The 22,990-nt window shown below is 44.5% G+C and carries 19 protein-coding genes; 8 read left to right on the top strand and 11 right to left on the bottom strand.

What is annotated here, in order from left to right; genetic code table 11:
- The first annotated feature begins 428 nt into the window (after window positions 1–428).
- The gene (locus ACJJIC_RS17395; protein ID WP_444909119.1) at window positions 429–1,187 is read left to right on the top strand and encodes a thiaminase II/PqqC family protein; all 759 of its coding nucleotides are present in this window, start codon (window positions 429–431) and stop codon (window positions 1,185–1,187) included.
- A gap of 426 nt (window positions 1,188–1,613) precedes the next feature.
- Window positions 1,614–2,573, top strand: coding sequence for a DUF2279 domain-containing protein (locus ACJJIC_RS17390; RefSeq protein WP_444909120.1), 960 nt, complete (start codon window positions 1,614–1,616; stop codon window positions 2,571–2,573).
- A gap of 91 nt (window positions 2,574–2,664) precedes the next feature.
- On the opposite strand, the gene ACJJIC_RS17385 is transcribed toward ACJJIC_RS17390, so the two are convergent.
- From ACJJIC_RS17385 to ACJJIC_RS17375, 3 genes are read right to left on the bottom strand one after another with little or no spacing between them, the layout of a single operon-like run.
- Window positions 2,665–3,600 (bottom strand): TauD/TfdA family dioxygenase, encoded by a 936-nt coding sequence (locus ACJJIC_RS17385; protein WP_252082514.1) that lies wholly within the window; start codon window positions 3,598–3,600, stop codon window positions 2,665–2,667.
- Window positions 3,593–4,363: a class I SAM-dependent methyltransferase gene (locus tag ACJJIC_RS17380; RefSeq protein WP_445357505.1), complete on the bottom strand. Its 771-nt coding sequence runs from the start codon at window positions 4,361–4,363 to the stop codon at window positions 3,593–3,595. The genes ACJJIC_RS17385 and ACJJIC_RS17380 overlap by 8 nt, the downstream gene beginning before the upstream one ends.
- Entirely contained in the window at window positions 4,341–5,039 is a 699-nt protein-coding gene (locus tag ACJJIC_RS17375) for an iron-containing redox enzyme family protein (RefSeq protein ID WP_445357504.1), read from the bottom strand. Before ACJJIC_RS17375 ends, ACJJIC_RS17380 begins: the two co-directional genes overlap by 23 nt.
- 1,065 nt (window positions 5,040–6,104) lie before the next feature.
- Between ACJJIC_RS17375 and ACJJIC_RS17370 the strand changes: the two genes are divergently transcribed.
- From ACJJIC_RS17370 to ACJJIC_RS17360, 3 genes are all read left to right on the top strand, one after another.
- Window positions 6,105–6,347, top strand: a complete 243-nt coding sequence (locus ACJJIC_RS17370; RefSeq protein WP_444923029.1) for a hypothetical protein — start codon at window positions 6,105–6,107, stop codon at window positions 6,345–6,347.
- Between the two features lie 235 nt (window positions 6,348–6,582).
- A complete protein-coding gene (pcaB, locus tag ACJJIC_RS17365) occupies window positions 6,583–7,932 on the top strand; it encodes a 3-carboxy-cis,cis-muconate cycloisomerase (RefSeq protein ID WP_445357503.1) in 1,350 nt (449 codons plus the stop codon).
- A complete protein-coding gene (locus tag ACJJIC_RS17360; protein ID WP_445359696.1) occupies window positions 7,932–8,345 on the top strand; it encodes a nuclear transport factor 2 family protein in 414 nt (137 codons plus the stop codon). Before pcaB ends, ACJJIC_RS17360 begins: the two co-directional genes overlap by 1 nt.
- A 63-nt stretch (window positions 8,346–8,408) precedes the next feature.
- Here the strand turns inward: ACJJIC_RS17360 and ACJJIC_RS17355 are convergent, their stop codons facing one another.
- A complete protein-coding gene (locus ACJJIC_RS17355; RefSeq protein WP_445357502.1) occupies window positions 8,409–11,525 on the bottom strand; it encodes a cellulose binding domain-containing protein in 3,117 nt (1,038 codons plus the stop codon).
- Window positions 11,526–12,291: 766 nt separating this feature from the next.
- Here ACJJIC_RS17355 and ACJJIC_RS17350 point away from each other — a divergent pair.
- Window positions 12,292–14,376 carry a neutral/alkaline ceramidase gene (locus ACJJIC_RS17350; RefSeq protein ID WP_445357501.1) on the top strand — a complete coding sequence of 695 codons (2,085 nt, stop codon included), beginning with the start codon at window positions 12,292–12,294 and terminating at the stop codon, window positions 14,374–14,376.
- Between the two features lie 89 nt (window positions 14,377–14,465).
- Here the strand turns inward: ACJJIC_RS17350 and ACJJIC_RS17345 are convergent, their stop codons facing one another.
- Window positions 14,466–15,383, bottom strand: a complete 918-nt coding sequence (locus tag ACJJIC_RS17345) for a haloalkane dehalogenase (protein WP_252082499.1) — start codon at window positions 15,381–15,383, stop codon at window positions 14,466–14,468.
- A 493-nt stretch (window positions 15,384–15,876) separates the two neighbouring features.
- Between ACJJIC_RS17345 and ACJJIC_RS17340 the strand changes: the two genes are divergently transcribed.
- A complete protein-coding gene (locus ACJJIC_RS17340; protein WP_445357500.1) occupies window positions 15,877–16,362 on the top strand; it encodes a hotdog fold domain-containing protein in 486 nt (161 codons plus the stop codon).
- A 242-nt stretch (window positions 16,363–16,604) separates the two neighbouring features.
- Window positions 16,605–17,087: a hypothetical protein gene (locus tag ACJJIC_RS17335; RefSeq protein ID WP_444900262.1), complete on the top strand. Its 483-nt coding sequence runs from the start codon at window positions 16,605–16,607 to the stop codon at window positions 17,085–17,087.
- Between the two features lie 123 nt (window positions 17,088–17,210).
- Here ACJJIC_RS17335 and ACJJIC_RS17330 read toward each other — a convergent pair whose 3' ends face one another.
- From ACJJIC_RS17330 to ACJJIC_RS17305, 6 genes are all read right to left on the bottom strand, one after another.
- Window positions 17,211–17,720 (bottom strand): 6-carboxytetrahydropterin synthase, encoded by a 510-nt coding sequence (locus ACJJIC_RS17330; RefSeq protein WP_444889798.1) that lies wholly within the window; start codon window positions 17,718–17,720, stop codon window positions 17,211–17,213.
- A 269-nt stretch (window positions 17,721–17,989) separates the two neighbouring features.
- Complete coding sequence (locus ACJJIC_RS17325) at window positions 17,990–18,577, bottom strand: endonuclease dU (protein WP_444884251.1); 588 nt, start codon at window positions 18,575–18,577, stop codon at window positions 17,990–17,992.
- A gap of 3 nt (window positions 18,578–18,580) precedes the next feature.
- Window positions 18,581–19,138: a DUF1415 domain-containing protein gene (locus tag ACJJIC_RS17320; RefSeq protein WP_252082491.1), complete on the bottom strand. Its 558-nt coding sequence runs from the start codon at window positions 19,136–19,138 to the stop codon at window positions 18,581–18,583.
- Window positions 19,139–19,146: 8 nt separating this feature from the next.
- Window positions 19,147–19,680, bottom strand: a complete 534-nt coding sequence (locus ACJJIC_RS17315; RefSeq protein WP_252082489.1) for a DUF2058 domain-containing protein — start codon at window positions 19,678–19,680, stop codon at window positions 19,147–19,149.
- A gap of 158 nt (window positions 19,681–19,838) precedes the next feature.
- Window positions 19,839–20,933 (bottom strand): PaaI family thioesterase, encoded by a 1,095-nt coding sequence (locus tag ACJJIC_RS17310; RefSeq protein WP_252082487.1) that lies wholly within the window; start codon window positions 20,931–20,933, stop codon window positions 19,839–19,841.
- Between the two features lie 119 nt (window positions 20,934–21,052).
- Window positions 21,053–22,525: an alpha/beta hydrolase gene (locus tag ACJJIC_RS17305; RefSeq protein WP_445357499.1), complete on the bottom strand. Its 1,473-nt coding sequence runs from the start codon at window positions 22,523–22,525 to the stop codon at window positions 21,053–21,055.
- Window positions 22,526–22,990 lie beyond the last annotated feature (465 nt).

Below are 22,990 nucleotides of genomic sequence, written 5' to 3'. Positions count from 1 at the left end.
TGAACCTTCCGTACAAGTTTTCATTTTGGGAAAACTAGCTTCCAATGATAATTATCGCCGCTTGACCTAATTGAGGTTGGAGATCACCGATCTCTTTATCCTGTGATCGGTAAATTAAAGTTAAAATCAAGGTTCATTAGAGGGTTTTCCTGCATACCTAATATAAACTGTGTTGTTTATTGAGGTGAATATGTGGGGTCGGCTAAATATTAGTTTTGAAAGTTTTTGTGTAAGGAAAATTTATTCATTTTTAATGAAAGCAGTTTCGTCTTGCTGGTAGCGATTTATGTCTCTTGTTAATTTTAAATGAATGATATCTCCTCTGATGGTAATTTGTCTAAATTATCTTTTGAGGTTTCTTGAGGTGGCTTAATTAAACCTCCTAAAGGGTGCTACACTTAATGTTTTAATTGCGGGGATGCCATAAGGTGACTTTAGGATTTTTTGCCAGGATGGCGGTTATTGTGATTTTCTTTGTAATGGCTATGGCGGATTCTGTAGCTGAGGTTGTTAAGGAAGAGCGAAATAAGGCCGAAGAGTTAATCCAGAGGCTTGAAAATAAATATCTTAGTAATGAAGTTCCTGTCATTCTCCAGAAGCTAGAGAAGAATGAGTTGTCAATGTCAGTTATAAACGCTTTTGCACTGGAGCAGCGTTTGATTATTCAATCTGACCTTCGTAATAACGCACTTTCATTGCATCGATTCGGTGATTCTTCAAGTAAGGTAACTAATAAATTCTTTTATCGTTTAGTTGTTAATGAGGTATCAGCCAGTGAGCAATTACCGGCTCTCATTCAGGCGCTTAATATCTCGGAAAGTCACATTGCCAAGTATCGTCCACTAGCTGGAGCGCAGGCGTATCCAGCTTATACAACATGGTTGGCAAATTATGCGGAACCTGCAGAGATTGCGGCAGCTCTTTTAATCAACTTTCAAAGTTTTGGTAAAAATGTTGGCCGTATGGCAAAAGCACTTAAACAATATAGGGGGTTGTCTGACAGTCAGTTGGAGTTCTTAATCAATTTTAGCACTTTACCTTCTGATTTTAGAGAGCAGGCTATAGCTATAGTGGCAAAAGGCTTGGCCTCCGGAGTAAGTGAGTCGGATATTGAAACTCGCGTAAGGCTTATTCAAGCCTATGAGGCTGATTTTTGGGGTGCACTTTCAAGTGTTGATAGACAGTGAATTTTTATGATGTAATGTTGTTTGACGTTGATCTTTACTAATCTTTAATTTAAAGCGCCAATACTTGGCGGTTAGTCGATTATTTATATGAAATAAATCACTTTGTCTTTATAGATGCTTTATCCTCCTGGAGCGGTGTTTATATGCTGATGCATTGTCTTGAAGTGAGTTGTTCCAATAATAATATCAGTTGATTCAATATGCCCCGTCCCACCTTTCTGGCGCAATAATCTCCTTTAGGTCTGTTTCTGGACCTTGTCTATATTTATTCCTATGCTTAATGATTGGTATATATAGAGATAATAAGGAAAGTTGAGCTAGCAAGTTTGGCTTTATTGCTAAGATAGCTTGCTTTGTCATACAACACTTACCCTTGAATGTGATAAAAGTTGAAGTCGGATTTTCCTATTAAAGGAATAAATGGAAATGATGAACCGTGTAATAGCTCAGAGAATTTCTTTGGTCATGCTTTTTGCTATGTGGAGCTTTGAGGGGTTAGCTAAAGAGGTGGCCAGCCCTGTAGGCCGTAATTCAATGTCCTTCGAAGAATCACAAAGATTTGGTTGTATACAGCAGTATCCGGTGGCTGATTCTAGATGGCATGGTTTTAAACTGCCTAAATTCAAGGAGCATGTATCTACCATTCCATTTGAGGCTGCAGGGGTAGCTGTTTCCACTTTAGCGATTGGTTTAGTGGATTGGGACTGGGGATCTAGTAGTTTTGGTACAACTAGTGAGGGTTTCTTTGAGGATGATACTGCCAATGGTGGTATGGATAAGCTCGGTCATGTCTATGGTAGCTATCTTCTCAGTGAATTCTTTACAGATGCCATTCACTGCAAGGCTGGTAATGCGGTGGGGGCGGAGGCTAGTGCAGTTACTCTAGCTTGGCTGAGTATGTTATTTGTGGAGTTAGGCGATGGTTACTCTAAGGAGCATGGCTTTGCCTGGGAGGACGTTGTTGCCAATACTGCAGGGGTAGGAATCTCTTACCTAAGACGGAATATCCCCGGGCTTAGGGAAAAGCTGGATTTTCGTCTAGAATATCTTCCATCGGGTAATCGCTCTGGCTTTAAGCCACACTCAGATTACTCGGGGCAAAAATATCTACTGGCCTTAAAGTTAAGTGGTTTTGGCTTATCACGGAGAAATCCTCTTAATTATCTGGAGTTACATGGGGGTTACTTTGCTCGGGGTTTCACTTTGAAAGAAAAAGAACGAGACGACCCTTTGCGTAGAGAGCTCTATGTTGGGGTTGGAGTGAATATAGGGGAGCTGCTTTTTAGCAGGCCTGGAGTTAGAGAGAGTACTGGAGGCCGATTTGGGCGAAAGTTTTTTGAATATATTCAGCTTCCTCATACTTATGTTGCTAGTGAGAATGATTAAATCGGATCCGACTTTATAATTACTTACCCAGTAGACTAATGCACCTAATTGCCAGGCCCCCGGAGAAGATTCTCCTGGAGCCTGTAAGCACTTAATCTATCCACACCCTTGTATATATTCGTTTTTGCTCGGGTGTGTCTATAAATTCATCGCGATCGTGCAAGACTCTAGTATTGTCAATAAAAATCATATCGCCAGAATTCATATAAAAGCTAACAACATTTTCTTTGTTATTTAGTTCTCCATCAAGAAGATCCAGTGCTTGAAGTACCTCTGCCGTTAAGGGATTATTGACTCGTTGATGGCCTTTCTCTATCCAGTAGCGCATATAGCGGATAGAAATTTTGCCATTGGCATAGCTGAAAATCGGGAAATGATTGTTCAGAATATTCTGGATATCTTTATCGCTCCCTGGTGTGACAAGATCTCGAATGTAATTCTTGTAGAGCAGCTCTAGCTTTTTAGGTGCCTGTTTCTTGAGATTTTGATGTACCTGGGCTGCAGAAACTACTTTAGATTTACCACCTTGAATCGCGGGGGTAATACAGCAGAGCCCTAAAATATTTGGTTGTATGGCTCGTTGTGAGCTATCTGTATGTACACCAGTTGCTGCGTTAGTTTGTGAAACAGGAATGGCTTCGTCTTTATAGCTTTTGCCCGTATCTAAAATGCCGTAGAGTCTACCGTAGGTATCAATAGTCTGCCCCATTGCCAGGCTGATTTTGAGAAACAGAAGATTTAGTGTTGTTTGATCAAAGCCTTTTACTCCTCGAATCCAAGTAACACCATTGCCTTCATGGATTTCACTTTTGATTTTTTGGGCGAGCTGATCAAACTGAGGAGTGGCAACAGAATCTGCTTGCAAAGCCCGAATAGGGTTGTCCTGCTCTTTAGACCATTCTTGCAGGGCTTTGATTTCATTTGGCCAGTCATTAGGCCAATTAAATTTCCAGTTGGGTTTAGCTTCCAACTCTGCGGCTGTCCATGCCTGTGCACGGATAGTCTCGTCAGGTGCTATATCAATCATTTACCTTCACCTTAAATAACACATGCAGTGGATAGCCATTTAGTGGACCAAAAAATTCAGGGTCAAATGCTAGATGTTCATCCGTTACAGCTAATTCTTTGACTTCGGGTAGGCTGTTAAAGCCGGCTTTAGCAAGGGCTTCGAAGTAGTGTGCAAAGGTTTTATGTACACAGCGAACAGAGACCGGGACCCCATCTCTACGCCAGATTTTCCCCTCAAAGGTCTTATTTATACCGTCGAGATAAGATTTTTCACCATGTTCAAAGTAAAACGGTGGGCTTTCTTCCCTCATAAAGGGGAGGCATGGATGGGGTACGGTAAAGACAAAAGTACCACCTGCTACCAGCAAAGAACGTACTTTACTCATTACCTGAGTCATTTCTTCGATAGTCAGGTAATTGAAAAGGAATACGGCAATGGCCTTGTCGAATCTGGTTTGTGGAAATTGATTAAATGAAACTGCATTGCCTACGGTATAAGTTGCATTAGATAGCTTGAGTTCCTTAGCCATCGATTGTGCTTGAGCTATCATTTCAGCAGAAGAGTCAACTCCAAAAATTGACTTGACACCAGCCTCTATCAGCATGCGTGATACATAGCCCTCTCCACAGCCAAAGTCTAGGATATCTTGGTCTTTGATTTTGCCCAGAGCCTCTAAAACACGAGGTCTTGCCGTGAAGTCACTCAACAGTATTTTTTCTGATCTAAGCCAATTCGTGGCTTGTGCATTATAAATTGATTCAGTTGATATAGGTTGGTTCATCCTGAGCCACTCCTGATACTTGTGTGGTTGTCGAGTTATAATTGTTGTCGATGATTTTTGTATTGTTGTATGCTCGTGCAAGCATGCCATCCCAAAAAGCAGCTCTTAAATTCAGAGCCTTAGTTGCACCCTGGCGAAGACGCCTCCTTCCTTCCTCTGTCTCGGCAAAAGTTAATGCGATCTGGTTGAGACTTTCAGCATGATCATCGTCGATTAGAGTGTGAACGGAAAAGAAGCAGTAGTCCTTGGGCTGAATTTCAGGTAAATGCTTCAACCCCTTTTCAATATATGGATAAATTGTACTCACTACATGCTCTGTTCCTATCCCTAAAGCTCCTATTGCTTCCTCGGTAGAGCCATAAAGTAGTACCATTGAAAGCATGTCATACCAGATGATCGCATCATCCGAAAGAGGTGTTTCTTGTTTACCCTGTGTGACCTTTTCTTTAAAGCGGGTAAAAAGATCAGCATGGGGGATATTTTTTATCCACCTTGGATCTATTCCATGGTGATTTAGTATTCCAAGTTCATCTTCCTCATAATTACCAGATTCTTCGTTCAGGTTTTCCAAGAGTATATTTCGGTGCTCCGGAATGGTCAGCTTGGAGATGGCTGCACTTAATAAGTTAATAAATCGGGATGTGTATAGGCTGTATTGTTGTGCAAAATCAGCCACAACGTAAGGAAAATTTGGCAGGGATGCCTCGCTAAATCGTATTAAATAGGTATGATTTACAGCCCTATGGTTAAGTGCTTCCTCGGATAGATCTTTCAGCCAAACTCGGCTTGTGTTGCTCGTTTTAATGTTAAAATTCCTTTTCTAGATGTTGACGGTATAGCTTGTTTGCTTTTCAGGTTGTCAATGCACATCCTGTGCCCACTAGCTTTAAGTTTATTGTTTTTTGATAGAATTTCAGTATACGAAGTTGGATTTTTATTGGCAATTGTTAAATTGTAATTGATTTCCCATGGGCGCTTCTTATTTTATGGTTTTTTGTTAGCTGTGATTCTTGGTGGTTAGATCTCTATACCTATTTGGGAGTATTTGCTTTTTTTTAAGAGAGAGTTGATGCAGGTTTAGTGTTTGTTTTGTTTCCTTTTGAATAGTGAATGATTTTTTTGTGCTCAAAAATATTTCAAGAGCATGCTTTTTATTTTGTGCTTTATCGTTTTTGATTGATGCAGTTGTAGGCTTTCTGGTTGTTAATGACTTCATTTTTGATATTTTTATATTTTTTGATTTCCTGTCTTGAGATGCGGGTTATTGATCTAAATCAATGATTTCAATATCTTATTGGGTTAAAGGGGTTGCTCTTGTGTTGGTCGATGTGTGAGAAGGGTATAGTTGTCGCACTTGTAAGTCTCACTGGTAATATTTTTGTGTGATCTAGGTGCTTTAACGTTGTTGTCTTTAGGGTTTCCAAAGAAGGCTTTCTCCTGGTTAGTAGGGGTTGATACTAATTTATTTTCGCCTGTTTGAGTTGATTTCTTTGTGGTTGCAAAAAAGGATCTAGTGGCGGCTTGCTCTTGGTGGTTATAGAGTACATAGCTTATTTTTCAGTCAGTAACATTAAAGATTATTTAAGAATTTGTGGGTGTTTGTAGTCAGGTTCTTGAGGAGATGTTCTTATAGAACCAATTACACTAATAGGAATGGTTCGACATAACTATAGTAGTTTCCATGAATTTTCATATTTTATATGCCAAAATTATAGTTCCTTGAGCGGTAATTGGACCAATGATGAAATTGGAAGAAGATGTAGTTGATGCAATTGAAAGTGGCCAAATGATTCAAGCTATGAAGCTTCTGCGTGAATACAAGAATATTAATCTTAAAGAAGCAAGAATAATTGTTAACACCTATGTACGTGAAAAAAACATACAGTCATCACCTACAGAATTACCTGGTCGGGCGGGATTAATTGGGCTTCTGCTCCTGTTGGCTATTACCGGATACTTAGCATTTGGCCTAGGTGCTGGTTAGCGGCGAATATCTCAATTTTGCTTCAATTTGATTACATAGTTTCTTAATTTGACCCGGTTAAGTTTACCAGCTATGGATCATACCAATGTCTCTGAAAGTTGGGACTATTGTCTACTCTTTAAAGAAAATGTGGCATATGCACACTGATGCTTGTATTTGTCTCATTTTATGCTCTTCTTGATTATTACACTTTGCTTTAAAGCGCTGCTGTTACCTGTTATTTGGGAGGTTAACAATGGCTGCAACTCTTATAGACTCGCAGGTCTTTTCTGGTCTCTTTAGTACTCCTGCCATGAGTGAGATCTTTTCTGACCGGCAAAGAGTTCAGTACTACTTGGATGTAGAGGCTGCCTTGGCCAGGGTACAGGCGAGACTTGATATCATTCCCAAAGAGGCAGCAGATGAGATTTGCCAACATTGTCGTGTTGAAGAAATTGACCTTGAGCAGTTGAGATCCCAGACAGAGTTAATTGGCTATCCGGTATTTGGAGTTGTACAGCAGTTAGTTGAGCGTTGTAAGGGGGGGCTAGGGCAGTGGTGCCACTGGGGCACAACAACTCAGGACATTACCGACACCGCTACTATATTGCAGATTCGTGCAGCATTAAAGCTTGTGGAGACGGAAGTAGATGAAATCGCCGGTGCGCTGGCCGCTCTAGCCGAGGATTACCGGGATACGCCAATGGTTGCGAGAAGTAACCTTCAACAAGCTGTACCAATTACCTTTGGCTATAAAGCAGCTGTGTGGTTAGCGGGTTTTCATCGGCACCAGCAACGGCTTGCAGAAATTAAGAAACGAGTCCTAGTCGGGGAATTTGGTGGTGCTGCGGGAAACCTAGCCTCCTTGGGAGATCAAGGCCTAGCGGTGCAGGCTGGACTTATGAAGGAGCTTAATCTCGCTATACCTGTTATCGCCTGGCATACCATGCGTGATCGGATAGCTGAAGTCGCCTGTCTATTGGGGTTAATCACCGGCACTCTGAGTAAGATAGCCCAAGATATCAAACTGATGGCACAGACAGAAGTCGGGGAGGTCACGGAGCCCTTCACTGCGGGGCGCGGTGCTTCTAGCACTATGCCGCAAAAGCACAACCCAGTTTCCTCAGTATATATGAGTGGAATAGTGCCCATTGTGCGACAACAGGTGGCGGCGTTACTCAATGCTATGGAGGAAGATCACGAGCGTGCGACGGGAACCTGGGAGATTGAGTGGGTGGTTCTTCCTGAAATCTTTTGTTTATCCGCTGCGGCATTGGCACAGGCGAAGTTCGCGTTGCGGGGTCTCAATGTACACCCAGATAATATGATGCGAAATTTACAGATGACTGGAGGTTTGGTTTCTTCTGAAGCGGTGATGATGGGGCTAGGCCCAAAGATTGGCCGTGAGAAAGCTCATGATCTTGTTTACAAAATTTGCTGTCAAGCAATGGAAACTGATCGACCATTTGCGGATCTATTAAAGGAGAATAATGAGGTTTCTAAGGCCTTAACCGATAATGAAGTGGATAAGCTGCTTGATCCCAATAATTACCTTGGGCTTTGTGGTGAGATGGTGGATCGAACTTTGGCTAGGCAAGATAAATGATGAAGAAATCTGTAGATATTAAAGAGACCGAGCAGCTCTGTTACCAATATCTATCTGCCTTGGAGCGGGGGGACTTGGATACACTTCTTTCATTGTTTTCAGAAAATGCTTTGGTCTATTCGCCAATTTTTGGGAAATGCTCAGTAGAGAGTTTTTATTCCTATATTTTTCAGTCAATTAGTGATCGTGCTATGAAACTGAATAATATACTTTCGGGTGTGTTAAAGACTAACCAAGTTGCATTACATCTTAGCTATACCCGGTCAGTAGAAGGAAGAGGTCCGGCCACAATTGATGTGGTAGACCTCTTCGATTTAACGGAAGATTTCAGTACTTTTATGGCTGTAACAATTATTTATGATACCGCACCAATCCATGGGGACTTTATATCTTGCAAAAATGCTCCGCAATAAATCACTTCTATTTTTTAATGGGTACTAGAATTTTTAGAACACCTTTCTAATAGCTAATAGAGGCTATTTTACTGATACAGCAGAAAAAGCATGCAGTAAACCAGTTTTTGGTGTGCTATTGGGGGTAGGACAGTTAAAATTTTCTGAGTGCCCATAGTTATAGCCATACAGCAAGTTGCAGGCCATAACTTTATGTCCGGCTGTTGTTGGGTGTACAGAATCACCTGTCGGTACAATATTGCCCTGATCAACAAGAAGAATCTTTACCGGAGGAGTGATACTAGCAATAGTACTTTTGATTTTCGTATTGTAATAGTCTGTACAATGGTTGGAAGGGTCCTGACCATCCAAGTTCGTTCTACGGGGAATGGTGGAAATTACAAAGGCAATTTTATTATCCGGTATACCCATTGCACTTAGGTGGCTGTATATTTTGCCCACCAACGTTGTTTTATCTCGAGTATTATTGCTAGAGATAATGCTTTCCACTACTTCGTCTAGGCGCTTAGCCGTTAGGCTCCCAGCCTTCGGAGCCGCACCACATTGGGTAACGCCATTCCGATTGAGATGGGTGATATCGTTTGTGCCCAGCTGGATAGGCACAATAATAGCATCTGATGCCGCCAGATTTAGGTTTAATGGGCAGGCTTGGTTGTCTAACCACCCTGCGCTGTTACCACTTTCACGACACATTTCAGTAACGACAGAATTAAAGTAGGCAATAGCATCTGCGCAGCTGGCAGAGCTATAACCTGCTGGGATTTGATGGCCTGTAGGATTAAGAAAGCACTGCATATCGCTCGTACTTGCTCCAGGAATTCCGGTATGCCAGTAATTTCCAGTCTTCTTCTCTACTCCATCGGGTCCGGTTGGGCCACTCACAGTACCAATAGTTTCTACGGGCTGACCATTATAGCTAATGGTCAGGCTGCCGTTATTATCGCTACTGCTTAGGGGAAAGCTGGATTTCCCATCAGAGGCCTCGACGATTTGCTGCCAGATTTGTGAGCGGAACCCCATTGAGTTGTAGGGCAGGGTGGTCATACCATAGGTGATTGAATCCCCGATAAACCAAAGTTTGATTTTACCGGTACCATCCTGAGAGGAGCTTCCGCTATCGCCGGGTTGGTTTCCGGCTACGGGGGGAGTTGCTGGATTGCCGGTGCCAACCTGGGATGAACCGCTGGCTTGGCAGGTGGCATTAAGAGTTGGCTGACTATTGGTTCCGCTATACTCGCCATTAAATCCAAAGGCACGTGCCTCTCCTGGTGGAATAACATCCTGGCCGCTAGCGGTTACCGAGCCAGAGTGGTCAACCACCTCAGCATTCCAAAAGTGGGTTACTTTTTGGTTGCCCGGCCATTGCCATTTTATTTGCCAAGCATCCAGTGGCTGATCCCCGGTATTGCGTATGACAACATTGGCCATAAATCCATTACCCCAGTCATTTTGAATGGCGTATTCCACCGTACATTGACCTGAGGCTTGGGGTTGCTCTGCGGGTGTTGTGGGTGTTGGCTCAGTTCCAGTATTAGTGCCGTTCCCAGTGTTCGTACCTGATGTGGGCTCAGTGGTATTGTCAGGTTTGGTAGCAGTAGAGGATTCAAACCATTTTAGGGCAAAAGCGCGGAATTCAGACTCTGAGGGTAGAGCCCCCTGCTTGGTGTGATAGTTATTTAGATAGCTCTTGGCATCAGTGTAAAAATTCTTGTGGGTTTGATAAATCTCCTTTTTATTGCCATTGTTATCAATCAACCAGTAACCGACAAATTCTTTAATCCAGCTATCGTATTCGTTCCCGTACATCTGCCAGTAAAGAATAAAGGGAGAGCCCCACTCAAGAGAGGTTTTAATTACATTGCGAGACAACATATCTTGCGCTTCACCAGAGCGGGTGCCCCAGTCTTTAAACCAAGATTCACCGTAACCGTATTCACCGATAAACACCCGCTTTTCGAAGGGCAGACCAGTTTTTTGCGGCAGTTTTGACTCAATAAAGTCCAGTGCTTTGGTTAGCTCGGTGTGTAGGGTGGCGAAATCAGAATGTTTCTCTTTGGTAGTCAGATCATAGGCTGAGTAGGAAACGAGGTCGACATTGGTGTGTGGTAATACGGCGTTGGTGATGCGCTCTTTACCCTGCATTGCGGATTCAACCCGATTCACCTCTACATAGTGATACAAGTTGATGTTGGAGTGGGGAATATTGGCCTTGGCATCTTCAATGGCTTTTTGGCGAATATTGAGCCAGTCGATCAATCCCTGAATTCGCAGCGGGTCAATCTTCACTTGGTTGTCGTCCCGTGTTCCATCGGCTTTTTGCACGAGGTTCCAGTCGCCCTCCCAATGACCGATCATAAACGTTTTACCTGAGCCGCTGTATTTCGTTAATAGATACTCGGCCATCGCATAAATCTTATCGTACTGCCAGGTGAGCTCTTCCTGAGACATGCCTTTATTGTCCATCCAAGATCCGGAGTCCTCCACCCAGAACATATAGTGGGAGAAGTCCATATCGAGCACCTCTCGGTAAGCGGGTACTTCTTCCAGCATCCGTTTGAACTGGTAGTCAAGGCCCAAGCCATTAAGTTCATCGTACAAGCCGGTAGACAGGGCGATCTTAAGTAGGTTGGACCCCATTGCGCGGATGGCTTTAGCGGATTCCACTAGAGAGCCTTCGCCAGTGAAGCTGTACTTAGGGCTGATAGTCTGGGTGCCCAAAATATAGTTGTAGCTCTCTATTGCTGATAAGGGCGGGCTGGTTTTCGGTGGCTCTGATGTTGTCGGTGGAGGGGTTTGCTGATTGTGACAACTGGCATTGATTTTGGAGGGGATTTGTGTTCCTCCAGAGTAGGCGATATTAAAGCCAAAAGAGCGAGCCTCACCCACGGGAATATTGGCAAAGTCACCTGTACCTTCTGCTGTTGCAGTATTGCCATTTTGGGAAATTTTGGCATTCCAGGAGCCGTCAATTACCTGGTCTCCGGGCCATTGCCAATCAAGGTTCCAGCCATTAATAGGCTCTGTGCCAGTATTACGGACCACTACAGAGGCCATATAGCCCTTATCCCATTGACTTTGGATAACCATATTGACCTTACAGTTGGTTGCGGCCATGGAGAGAGGGGTGATGCCGAGTAAGAATAGGGAGGTGAAACCCGCTTTGAGTAATTTAATACGCATTTGCTAACCACTGCTTATTCATTATTTGCAACTCATCTTAGGGCCCTTTCTGGGCAATAAAGTTTCTTTCTGGAATATCGAGATTTTCATGACTAAATAGCCAAGGTATAGTTTTCTCTATTTTCTCCCATTTGTAGGTCATTTTATCCGAAAAAGGCCTGGCCATACTTTGATCCCCTTCCCAGCATTCCTCAGTGATTGTTTACTGGAAGCCTATGAGTTTTATCGGTCTTTTTTTTCATTACGTCCTTTATCGCATGGTAGATGAGCGGCTGATCAAGTGTTTGTTAGAACGCGTGAGTCATCTTTTTATTGTTGTGCTTTATAAGATGAATAGTGCTGTCAGTTGGCGCAAACAGAAATAATTAATTGTTATTTCTGTTTTTTATTGGGTTGGTATTACTTTGAAATTTATCATGTCAGATTTATTTTGGCGGCCGTTGAGTTCTGTTAACCACACTGACTGGGATAATTAGAGTATGCTGGCACCTGCGTGCCTTTACAAAATAATAAACGCCTGGTGCGATCAAGGACATCGACCCTGCCGATCATTCTTCACAGTTTCTAGAATGCTAAGGCAGCGGTATCAGGAAGAGAAAACCGTTGTGAGTAGTTGGTAATTACTTACAGGTATCCACTGGTTCGGCCAGTTTTTATCACACAATATCAAGCTGATTTTTTCGGAAGGGACTGGCTTCTTGGCGCCTTGAAATCAAGGATAGAGGGCCTTTGAAAGGACTTTTCGTATAAAAATTATGGAGAAAAAATGAAGACAAAAATAATTCGGTGGTATACCACATTTTTTATACTGCTTGGATTCTCCCCCCTGGCTCTTAGTGCAGAGTGGCTATTAGGTACGGGTAAATACGATATCACTGGGCCAGCCGCCGATGTTGGTATGGTTGGTTATGGAGAAACCAGTCAGACAACCAAAGGAATTCATAGCCGCTTGTGGTCCCGTGCTTTTGTAATCGCCAATCCTCAGGATAGTCAGCGTCTAGTATTTGTTTCCGCCGATTTACAGAGTATTACTCAAGGTGTTAAACAGGGTGTGGTTGCTAAGCTCAAGAGTAGGTATGGCAACGACCGCTTTACAGATGAAAATGTGATGCTCACGGCCACCCACACCCACGTAGGCCCTGGAGGTTATGATCACTATGTGATGCTCAATATGAGTGCACTGGGTTATGCGGAAGATAACTATAACGCGATCGTAGAAGGTATCTACCAATCTATTGTTATGGCAAATAGCAGTTTGGCAGAGGGCGACATTTACCTGGAGCAAGGTACCTTGCTCAACACGAGTATCAACCGCAACCCGGAGCCCTACGCGCAAAATCCGGATACGGGCAATTACCAATACGATACCAACAAAACTATGACGCAGCTCAAGCTGGTTAATGCGAATAATAAAGCATTGGGTATTATTAACTGGTTTGCGCTACACAATGTTTCACTTGGTACCGGTCAACGTCAGTTGAGTAGTGATCACAAGGGTGCTGCCAGTTATTTATTTGAGCAATGGGCTTCAAATCAGACAGATTCGACAGGAAATCTTGTTGCGGCCTTTGCCAATAGCAATCTAGGTGACGCTTCTCCCAATATTTGTGGCCCAGGGAATGGTTGTGGCTCCAGTGAATATGAGAGTCTTGAGTTGGCTGCAGAAAAACAGGCAAACAAAGCGAAGTCTCTTTACAGCACCTCTAACAATAAATTATTGAACAATCTTGATTATCGCCATCAATACATATATTTCCCCGGTTATACCGTAGCCGGGGAATATACTGGCGAAGGGCAGCAAAACATTTGCGAAGGTGCCGTGGGCTGGTCATTCACAGCTGGCTCTTCCTGGGATGGCCCCAGTGGGATTGATGGTATTTTCGAGGGGATGTCAGTTGAAAACGAAGGCATTGAGTGGGATCGCAGCGAAAGCCTATTCGAATCAGTGATCAGAGGTTTCCCGCTCTTTGGGTTAATGAACGCTTTCTCTGCGGCTGCCGTTTATAAGGATACACAGGATGATCCTTGCCAATATCCCAAACCCACTTTTGTTGAGCGTAAAGTAGTAGGGCAACAGCTGTATACCCCTTATCTGCCATTTCAGATGTTTCGCATTGGGTCCCTGGTCCTAGTGGCTGCGCCGAGTGAAATGACCACTATGGCTGGTCGCCGCCTGGAAGAAAAGGTATTGGCTTCAATGCAGGGGCACGGTGTTACCAGGGTAGTTATTGCCGGTTTGGCCAATGCTTATACCGGTTATGTGACCACTCATGAAGAATTTGACAGACAACACTATGAGGGGGGGCATACGATCTATGGGCCCAATACCTTGGCGGCTTATCAACAGATTTATACAGGCATGGCCAACGCCATGAATAATAATCTGGCGGTGGATGCAGGGCCGACACCAACAGATTTATCGAATGACCAAATTATTCATGTCATTGGTGTCGTCTACGATGATAAGCGCCTATGGGAATCCTTCGGCCAGGTTTGGAATGATGTACGTAACAACTATTCTATTGGTGATACTGTCTCCGCGAGTTTTCGCTCCGGTCATCCCCGTAACGATTTCAGAACGGGAGATACCTTTATAGAGATTCAACGTAAGGTAAATGGCAACTGGGAAACCTATCTTACTGACAATGACTTGGATACTCGCTTTATCTGGACACGGGATACTGCGGTAGACTGCCTGGCCTGCTCCTTTGCTGAAGGGCAGTGGGTAATTGGTGAGGATACTCCTGCGGGTACTTATCGCATAAAACACAAGGGAAACTGGAAAAGTGGCTGGACAGGGAAGGTTAGCAGCTACTCAGGCAAGTCGAGCAGTTTTACTGTCAATAACTGAGTTGTGTTGATCAAATTATTCGATTAGTAAATCAGGCCGTTAATTCGGCCTGATTTAGATGCAATGAACACTAATTTTTTAACTCTTATCTATTGGGCAGGTTTTTGTAGCTGAAAATGAGATAGGGCTTTTTCAGCAATTTCCTTGCCATATTCCTGTACGAAGTGACCAGCCTCTTCAAGCTTGAGAGGCGGAGGACAATTTTTGATAATTCCCCTAAGCATTTCCATTACTTTTTCACCGAGTACGGCATCCCTCATTCCAATTGCCATAAAGCTATCGCCTTCCCAGGTCTTGGACCAGAAATTTCTGGCCTCTAGCCCCAGTTCTACACCCTCCATGTCGGGATCAACGGGAACAATTGAGGGGAAGCGACGAACACCGGCCTTATAGCTGTTATCGGGAAAGGGAGCATCATAAGCCACTATATCAAATAGATTGATTTCCGATCTGGCATCAGTGGCAATTAAGCCGCCTACCGGTATCTCTGGAACACTGACAGAAAAATTTCTCCATTGATAAAAACCTTCCGAAGCGCCATCCCCCGCTGCAATCGCAGTATTCATTACCAGTAATCGTGTAAATCTTTCCGGCATATCCATTGGCAGAGTGAGGCCTAGAAGTCCACCCCAGTCCTGGCATACCAAAGTGATATTTTTTAGGTCTAGGTGTTCAATAAGTTGTATCAGGCTGTTGCGATGAAAATTAAAGGTGTAAGTATTGTCATCTGTTGGTTTATCGGAACGACCAAAACCAAAGAGATCAGGAGCAATAACCCGGTGCCCAGCTTCTATGAATACTGGAATCATTTTTCGGTACAGATAGCTCCAGGTTGGTTCCCCATGTAGGCAAAGAAATGTTGTTTCTGCATCAGAGGTGCCTTCATCAATGTAGGCCATACGCATTGAATCGTATCCATCCAGAGTATCGATGTATTTTGGTTGATAGGGAAAGCCTGGCAGAAGGGAAAAGCGCTCTTCGGGAGTTCTTAATCGCTCAATAGGCATTGGCAAGCCTCTTTTATTAAATGTTAGTATTTAGACTTTTATGATTTTAACTTACGAAATTAAACAATAATCAGCATACAACTTAAAGATGGTTTTTAGGTTTTTTTGATTTTGCTGTAGATTCATAGGTAAAATTTCTTCAAGTATTACATGTTGTCGATAAGAAATGGTTCTCACAATTCACAAGCTATAGATAGATATTTAAGTTCCGGTGAATGTGTTTTTAGCTTTTCGACTTTTACTTTCTATTTAAATGCTAATTTCAGTGCAGGGTTGGCATGCATGGTTAAACTGTGGATGAGAGCCTACACAGGCTTGAGTACAGGTCATCTTCCGCTTCCTTTGTCTTTGGGCAACCCCTAGGCGCACTTGAGGGTCAATTACCCTGATAGTTCTGATTACCTGATTTAGAGAAGAGATGTTGTATAGTGCCCCCGTTAACAAGCCCCTTAGCAAAGGGCTTATCAGTAAACGGTTAAGGTAGTGAGACAAGATGGAGTATCAGTCCTCGAAGAGTGCAGTTTTGCAGCTTTGGAAGAAGTTTGGTGGTTCGGCGTTTGGGCGTTGGACAGTTTCGAAGGTGGTCGCTTTCAAAGCACCTTACTTTAGGTCTATTAAGCCCTGCTTTGCTGAGGTATCACAGGGGCGTGTAGAAGTATTGCTGAAGAAACGTTGGGGAGTGACAAACCATATAGGCACAGTGCATGCGATTGCGATGTGTAATGCTGCCGAACTAGCCGGCGGGGTCTGCTTGGATGTTTCTCTGGATCGCCGCTTTCGTTGGATACCCGTGGGGATGGAAGTTAAGTACCTGAAAATGGCAAAAACCAACCTGCGTGCGGTTTGTGAGTATCCAGATTTTGCATCTATTCAGGTTGGTGATGTGGTTATGCCCGTGGGTGTCTTCGATGCTAACGGTGAGGAAGTGTTTCACGCGGACATCACCATGCGTGTATCTCAGCGCCCCACAAACAAGTAAAGGCTGCGGTTGGCAAATGGGGTTAGGTTTTTAGACTGTCACAAGTCGCAGAAATTGACCGAAATTGAGGGCAGGTAGTCCTCATAGTCCTTTTCTGAGTATCTGAAATATAACAGTCTTGGCCTAGATCACTGCTTATAATCTATACAGTCAATTGAACCTCGTAAGTGGATGTACGGAGGCCGTGAACGTCGTAAAATAGTTCACTTGTAAGGGTAATCGATCGACTGGCTGGAGGAGTTATGGGTTTAATTTGGGATATGAGTCATTCGATATCCGCCTTTGAAGCGGTAGAGGGGGATAATACTGAGTATGAAATATATAATGCGGAAAGTCAGGCATTAAGCAGTGAGGGTATTTATCAGGATCTTGCCGAAAGCCTTGAGCTGGCTATTTCCAAGCTAAGTAAAAATGTAAATGATAGTTCTCGTTACTTCCTTATTCAGTGGGAACCCATCAGCTCGCAATTAACCCTGACCGTCACGGATGACCAAAGAAAGAATGATGCCCAGGCTGTTGTTCGCTGTCACTTCACTGCGCTGGAAAAGCAATTTCAAGAATCTCAGTTTAAAACTGATGACGACAAACAATCCGCTATAGCTGCATTTTCTGAAGATTTACACTTTTGGTGCAAGGAGTTTCTTTCAACGGACCAAGGGTTTAGCCAGTTTTCTTTAGTCGCTCTTTTCACCTCTGGCTCGAGGGATAGCGCTGTTATTCTGTAGATTGCAGTACCTTTTAATATTCAGGGCTACTTTCATTAAAAACCAGTGAAAATAGCCTTGAAATGTACCCGAGTGGTCCACTCTAAGTGAAACTTGTTTTGCTATCACTATCCACTATTTTAATTACAGATCTACAGAGAACTCTGTATACCAATTGTTGGTTTCCCAGACTTTGATCTTTTCGAAATTAATATCTAGGTCTGAGCTATTGGCGGCAACTCTTTGATGAATGGCACCATGCCAAGCTTTAGCGAGGTTTTCGGAGCTTGGTTTAAAGGGTGTTATACACAATTTCCCAATTTTGGAGTTCGCTTGAATAAATTGTGCCTTTTTTTGTTGTTGATAGATTATGCCCATGTATTCTATGGAGTTAATAATTTCCTTTAAAAAGGGGTCTTGATAATCAATAATCGTAGCATGATCGCAGAGATCCTGAATCTCAGCTTTAAATATTTTTTTCAGGAATGACATGTCGGTGGGAGGATCTTGGTATTTTGCTCTGCATGTACATTCCACTCGATACCTGTAACCAACAAAGCCTTCTTCCAGCTTATTATCCTCTATATAGGCGTAATTTACTTTCTTGGTGATATTGAGGTCAAGGCAGTAGGTGATATTGAAGTATTGAGGCATTGGAGTGATCCTGATTTACTCAGATTACTATTGCTTGCTGCTGAGTATAATAGATATTTTGAGATATCTTGGGAGGGTTGATCAATATGGGGGAGAAGAGCTGAGCAGAAAGATCGATAAAAGAATTCCTAACAGCCTATTTTGAGATACAGGTCGCCGATAATAGTTTGGTATCCAATGAAAGATGTCCTCACTCTTAGCCTTAATTGGATTGTGGAAAGAATAAATTCAAAGGTGCCAAGGATAAGAAAATACATTAAAGAGATGTTTCAGGCTCTGTTCCCACTTTGTCCAGTCATTACTGCTGCGCCTATCATATGCGCTAAACGCAGGGCTTCAGGCACATTGCCGTTATCAGTAGCTTGCTCAAGTATCTGGGCGGCAATGTTCGGGACACAGCCCTGTACCTGAAAGTAAAAATTACGGTGAGAATAAACCTTGCCTGCTTTAAGTAGAATCTCCCTGCGTAGTGAATAATCAGGGAAGTTTTTCAGGGCTTTATTAATGGCTGACATATCCGGTGGTTTACGCATTACCGCGATACAGGGGCGCTTCAAGGATTCAGCCAGTTTGGGGAGATCTATGATATTAAAGCCTCCAACGGCGACGCCATCAATCAGTACCACGTTAATCTGGGGGTAAAACTTGCTGCTTTGCAATATTTGCGTGATAACTTCAGTAGCATCCATGCCGTCTTTTTGTACCTCACCCCAGAGCATGCCTTCAAAGCGGGTATCGGTACATATTATCCCGCTGATGTTTACAGGTGAGCCCCGCTCTTTTTGGAAAGGGGCATCGTCAAAGCCAATAATGCGGAGTTTCTTCTTCAAGCGAAGAAGTTCTGCGATGGGCTTCATCGTTTATTTTTTCAGCTGCTGGAAAAGGTAAGGAAAGAGTTTTAGCTTCTCCTCCTGAGTAAGAGACTCTACCCGTTGGATATTATTTTCCGGAATAGCTTCCGGGTTTGGGTAAAGATCAATCATTTTGGCTAGGTTTTCTTCCCGCAGCAGGTGCAAAATCGGGTAGGGTGCCCGATTGGTGAGGTTCTCGGCATCCTCTGGGGCAGTACCTGCGAATTGATAGTCCGGGTGGAAGCTGGCCAGCTGATAGATACCTTCGTAATGGTTGCGCTTCAGTAGCCATTCGGCCTGATCGAGGAATTGATTGTAGTCAGCAAAATCCTTTAGGTAATTTGGAATAATCAGCAGGGTAGTCAGGAGTTCGTTTTCCGGCGTACTGTCGAGTCGTTGAAGCTCAGCAAGGAGGTCTGCCAGTAAAGCATCCTCGTTGTTTGCCTTACAGACCTTATAACGAATCTGGCCTGCGCGTAGTGGTTTGCGCGCAAAAGGGCAGAGGTTTAGGCCCACCACAACATCGGTGAGCCATTGTTCCACTGTCTGTGTAACTTGTTGCTCCATGTACCGGCTTACCACATCAGGTCGTCGGGGATCTGGAAGTCGGCGTAGGGGTCGTCTTCGTCCACCGAGGTCGAAGTTTCGGTAGGTTTGACAATGATTTCGGTATTGCGCTCGGCAATTTTGTCGGCGATCACTCTGGGTACCAGTTCAAACTGTTCACCCTGGGCGACAATCACCAACCGGCCGGCAATGAGATGATCCCGCAGGATTTCACTGACATAGATAGTTTTGATTTTTTTATCAAAGGTAAAGTTATAGGCGGTTTCACCTGAGTAGGGCTGGCGGTTGTTGTTCACCAGCTGCTTGATTTGTGCTGCGATGGCCTTCTGTTGAGCCGCAGCGTCACGTTCGGCATTCAGGGCGCGATCCCGTGCAGCCTTATCCGCACGCGCTTGCTGCGCGGCTAACTTCGTTTCATCTACCTGTGGTTGTGAAGATTTCTTTGCAACTTTCTGTTGCTTGCGCTTTTCCTTACCGATCTGTTTGGCTTTTTTCTTGTCGACGAGTCCTGCTTGTAACAGCTGGTCTTGCAGTGAGGCCATAGTATGTTTCCTGCAATAGTAATTAGTAATTAGTAATTGGATTGTGCCGCCAGTAAGTTTGGTGGCTACTTGGTCAAAGTGTAATTGGGGACTTACCCCTTTCATAGATGTGGGGCATTTTACCTGAAGATAGCCGCGGTGCTGGCAGGGAATTTGATTTAAGGGGTCCAGGGCTTACCAGAGGTAGCGGTAGCAATGATCTCATCGGGCTCTTTACCATCGCTCAACATTTGTGCACCCCCTGGAATCATTAGTGCTGAGCCCGTGGCAATTGCCACGCGTTTGCCGCTGGGGGTATCGATATTACAAGAGGAAACCCGTAGCTGGCGGCCGCGGTGAAGAACTTGCGCCTCGAGGATCAGGTCCCCACTGTTGAGCTTGGCCGGTCTGGCAAAGCGGATATGCATATCTAAGGTGGCAAATATACTGCCCGCCGGTAAGGTGGAATATACGGCCGCCCCCATAGTGAAGTCCGCCGCCCAGGCCAGCAGCCCTCCGTAGATAGACAGGGTGCCGTTAGAGAACCAGGGGGATGAGGGCATGGTAGAAATACAGCGGCCGTTCTCGATTTCGATGGCGCGGTAACCGGTGAGCAACCATACGGGGTGAATGCGACCCTCATTGATGGTAGTTCGCTGAAGCTCAATAGGTACCTGTTCCGGCAGATGCCCCATATCACAGAAATAGGGTTTGGGTGGCGGTCTGAGATAGGGGTCTGGGGGATCGGTTGGTCCCAGGTCTGGCAGAGGTAGCTCCTGATCGGGATTGACTGGGAAGTCTGCAATTAGGCAGCGGGTACTTCCATAGGCGAGGGTTCTGCCATCTTGATCGTTGATCTGAATGCTGGAGAGCCCCACCTGACTACCGGAATGCACAGTCGTGGCCCGGCCAACAATATTCTGGGTGTTGCTGGTAATTGGCCGGATAAAACACATATTCAACTCAGAAGTGCTAAGTACTTTACCGGCCGGGAGAGTCGTCCAAATTGCAGAGGCGAGGGGCGCGTCGGCGAACATCGCGTAAATACCACCCCAGTAAACCCCGGTGCCGTCTGCCAGCCAGGGAGTGATGGGCATTGAGTAGGTGGCTTTGCCCAACCCTGCTTCCGTTGGCTGCATACCTGTGAGCCGCCAAAAGGGCGGTCCCGGCAAACTTCCACGAATATATCGTTTGAAAGTCTGTAGACCGGGTTGTTGCAACGCTCGCAGGTCGCAGATGGCACCACGATGAACTTCGTCGGTGATATTGGTCATCCCCCGCCTCCAATTTCATCTATTGAAAGATTAATGTGCAAGGGCTGGGTAAACGAGGGAATGTGGGCTGGATATGGCAGCAGGCACTATTGACCTACCGCAATCTGGGTGGGCAAGCCTTATTGTGGTGAAAAATCTGGTAAATCCACCGTAAGAGTGGTTTTTTCGATTGGGCGCCCCTCCATGAACGAGTTGATGGTGTCTTGTATCTCTGGGGATGCCATAAATAAATTGTGACCGGCATTTTCTACTGTTACCAGTGTGGCATTACTAAGTCCTGCCATTGCCTCTTGCTGGCTCTCTATGTAAGTTCTGCCATCAAGAGTGCCACTGAATAGCAAAATGGGAATATTGCTATGGGGGTTGCTGCGAAAAGCATCACCCAGGTCTAACTGTTCAGCCAAACCATCGTAGTGATAGGAAAAGTTGAGGTAGTCACTTAACAGGGCGGTTTTTGCTTGCTCCTTCACTTCAGACTTTCGCTGTGTGCTTATACCTGAGGCTATATCTATTGCCGTTGGCATGGCACTCAGGGAAATTGGAGAGCCTGGACTCAAGAATCCATCGGGAAAGTAGCGCCTGGGAACTCGATCGAAAGCCGGAACATGCCCCAAATCAAGAGTTCGATAGAAGCCTAACAAGTGGGCGACACTTTTGGGGTCGGCAATAAAAGCGGAGGCAATTTGTTGCATATCTCTACGCTGAAGCAGGTACTCCAGAGTGTGGCCTTCCCGCTGAGGGATATGGATTTTGACTGGGGCCCGCTCCAGCTTTGTGTGCACTCTATCGATAAGAACCTTGATGTCAGGGTAGGCCACTTTGGCTGCGGGTTGCTGGTCCAGGGCGAGTTGCAGTCGATCTAAATAAGAACCCGTTCGCGCGGGTAATTTAACAGTTTGATCCAGGCCTTCAGCACTGGAAAGGATCACTCTGTCTATGGAGTCTTCTATCTCCCTTATTGCCGCTAGAGCAAGGTGGCTGCCGTAAGAAGTGCCCCATAACACAATCTTCTCTACCCCCAGATGTTGTTTCAGCGCCTTCAGGTCGCGAGCGTTTTCCAGGGTGTTGTAACCGGCTAGATCGACCCCCTTTTGATGCCAGAATGCTAGGCATTCACGCAGAGCTTCGCGATGATATTCGATGTATTGGCTATCAGTTGTTTTTTTCAGGGCGGGAACAACCTGCCGAGATTCACAGTGAGGCAGATCGTTGGAGCGGCCGGTGCCACGCTGGTCCAGGGCGATCACATCGCCGTACTCCCGCAAAGCCATAAACATATCAAAACGATAGTTGACGGCCATGATGCCCGATCCACCAGGGCCACCGGCAAGATAAATAATCGGCGGGCCCGACTTTTTTCCGGTTGTAGGGAAGCGCACATAGTGAAGTTTCAGTGAGCGGCTCTCCGGATTACTACGATTCTCAATTACCTCAAAGAAGCCCTTATAGCCTTCTGCAGTCTGCTTATTCCAGGTCGTGAAAGTAAATGCCTCTTCATTAACAGGAGATTTGGCATGGGTGGTTGTTGTACCAACAAGGAGACTTAAAAATAGAAAGACCTTTAAAAAATGGAGATTGAAAGTAAAACTCATTGACTACCATCCTTCCCTAGAGTGAATTTTTTGTATTTTTATACTTGAAAAATCTTGATTGAGCCAGCTGATGGTAAAAGAGGTGGGTCTCTTACCTTTACTGAAATGATTGAAACCCTTTCATATTCGTAAGCTTGGAGCTTTCAGTCTTGAATGTTATTGAGATTATGAATTGTCATTCAATTCTACCTCTTACTTCAATCGATGGCCCTATGGCTTGATTTCATAACTCTTTACTCTCCGTAGGGTATGCATTTGTACCATCTTGTGATTTGTTTGGTTGGCGCTACCTATATGTGAGGACGGCTTTGCATAGAATGATTGGCAATTCTGAGTTGATGAGCATTGGGAATCTCTCGTTGGAACAAGGTGGGGGCGGCACAGTTTGCTTGAAAGGTCCTCGATTGGTAGATTAACTTCGATTAATTTCGTTGATACTCAGCTTGAGGGTGAGAAGTAGGAAAT

The organism is Microbulbifer mixtoriginis (SeqCode) (assembly GCF_052468275.1).
The sequence above is the reverse complement of the archived record's forward strand: the minus strand, read 5'-3'. Positions and strand labels throughout refer to the sequence as shown.

Coding starts and splice junctions, on each gene's coding strand:
- pcaB (WP_445357503.1), top strand. CDS start 6,583: ATGGCTGCAACTCTTATAGACTCGCAGGTCTTTTCTGGTCTCTTTAGT.
- ACJJIC_RS17355 (WP_445357502.1), bottom strand. CDS start 11,525: ATGCGTATTAAATTACTCAAAGCGGGTTTCACCTCCCTATTCTTACTC.
- ACJJIC_RS17335 (WP_444900262.1), top strand. CDS start 16,605: ATGGGTTTAATTTGGGATATGAGTCATTCGATATCCGCCTTTGAAGCG.
- ACJJIC_RS17370 (WP_444923029.1), top strand. CDS start 6,105: ATGAAATTGGAAGAAGATGTAGTTGATGCAATTGAAAGTGGCCAAATG.
- ACJJIC_RS17340 (WP_445357500.1), top strand. CDS start 15,877: ATGGAGTATCAGTCCTCGAAGAGTGCAGTTTTGCAGCTTTGGAAGAAG.
- ACJJIC_RS17310 (WP_252082487.1), bottom strand. CDS start 20,933: ATGACCAATATCACCGACGAAGTTCATCGTGGTGCCATCTGCGACCTG.
- ACJJIC_RS17320 (WP_252082491.1), bottom strand. CDS start 19,138: ATGGAGCAACAAGTTACACAGACAGTGGAACAATGGCTCACCGATGTT.
- ACJJIC_RS17360 (WP_445359696.1), top strand. CDS start 7,932: ATGAAGAAATCTGTAGATATTAAAGAGACCGAGCAGCTCTGTTACCAA.
- ACJJIC_RS17345 (WP_252082499.1), bottom strand. CDS start 15,383: ATGCCTATTGAGCGATTAAGAACTCCCGAAGAGCGCTTTTCCCTTCTG.
- ACJJIC_RS17385 (WP_252082514.1), bottom strand. CDS start 3,600: ATGATTGATATAGCACCTGACGAGACTATCCGTGCACAGGCATGGACA.
- ACJJIC_RS17305 (WP_445357499.1), bottom strand. CDS start 22,525: ATGAGTTTTACTTTCAATCTCCATTTTTTAAAGGTCTTTCTATTTTTA.
- ACJJIC_RS17380 (WP_445357505.1), bottom strand. CDS start 4,363: ATGAACCAACCTATATCAACTGAATCAATTTATAATGCACAAGCCACG.
- ACJJIC_RS17350 (WP_445357501.1), top strand. CDS start 12,292: ATGAAGACAAAAATAATTCGGTGGTATACCACATTTTTTATACTGCTT.
- ACJJIC_RS17330 (WP_444889798.1), bottom strand. CDS start 17,720: ATGCCTCAATACTTCAATATCACCTACTGCCTTGACCTCAATATCACC.
- ACJJIC_RS17390 (WP_444909120.1), top strand. CDS start 1,614: ATGATGAACCGTGTAATAGCTCAGAGAATTTCTTTGGTCATGCTTTTT.
- ACJJIC_RS17325 (WP_444884251.1), bottom strand. CDS start 18,577: ATGAAGCCCATCGCAGAACTTCTTCGCTTGAAGAAGAAACTCCGCATT.
- ACJJIC_RS17315 (WP_252082489.1), bottom strand. CDS start 19,680: ATGGCCTCACTGCAAGACCAGCTGTTACAAGCAGGACTCGTCGACAAG.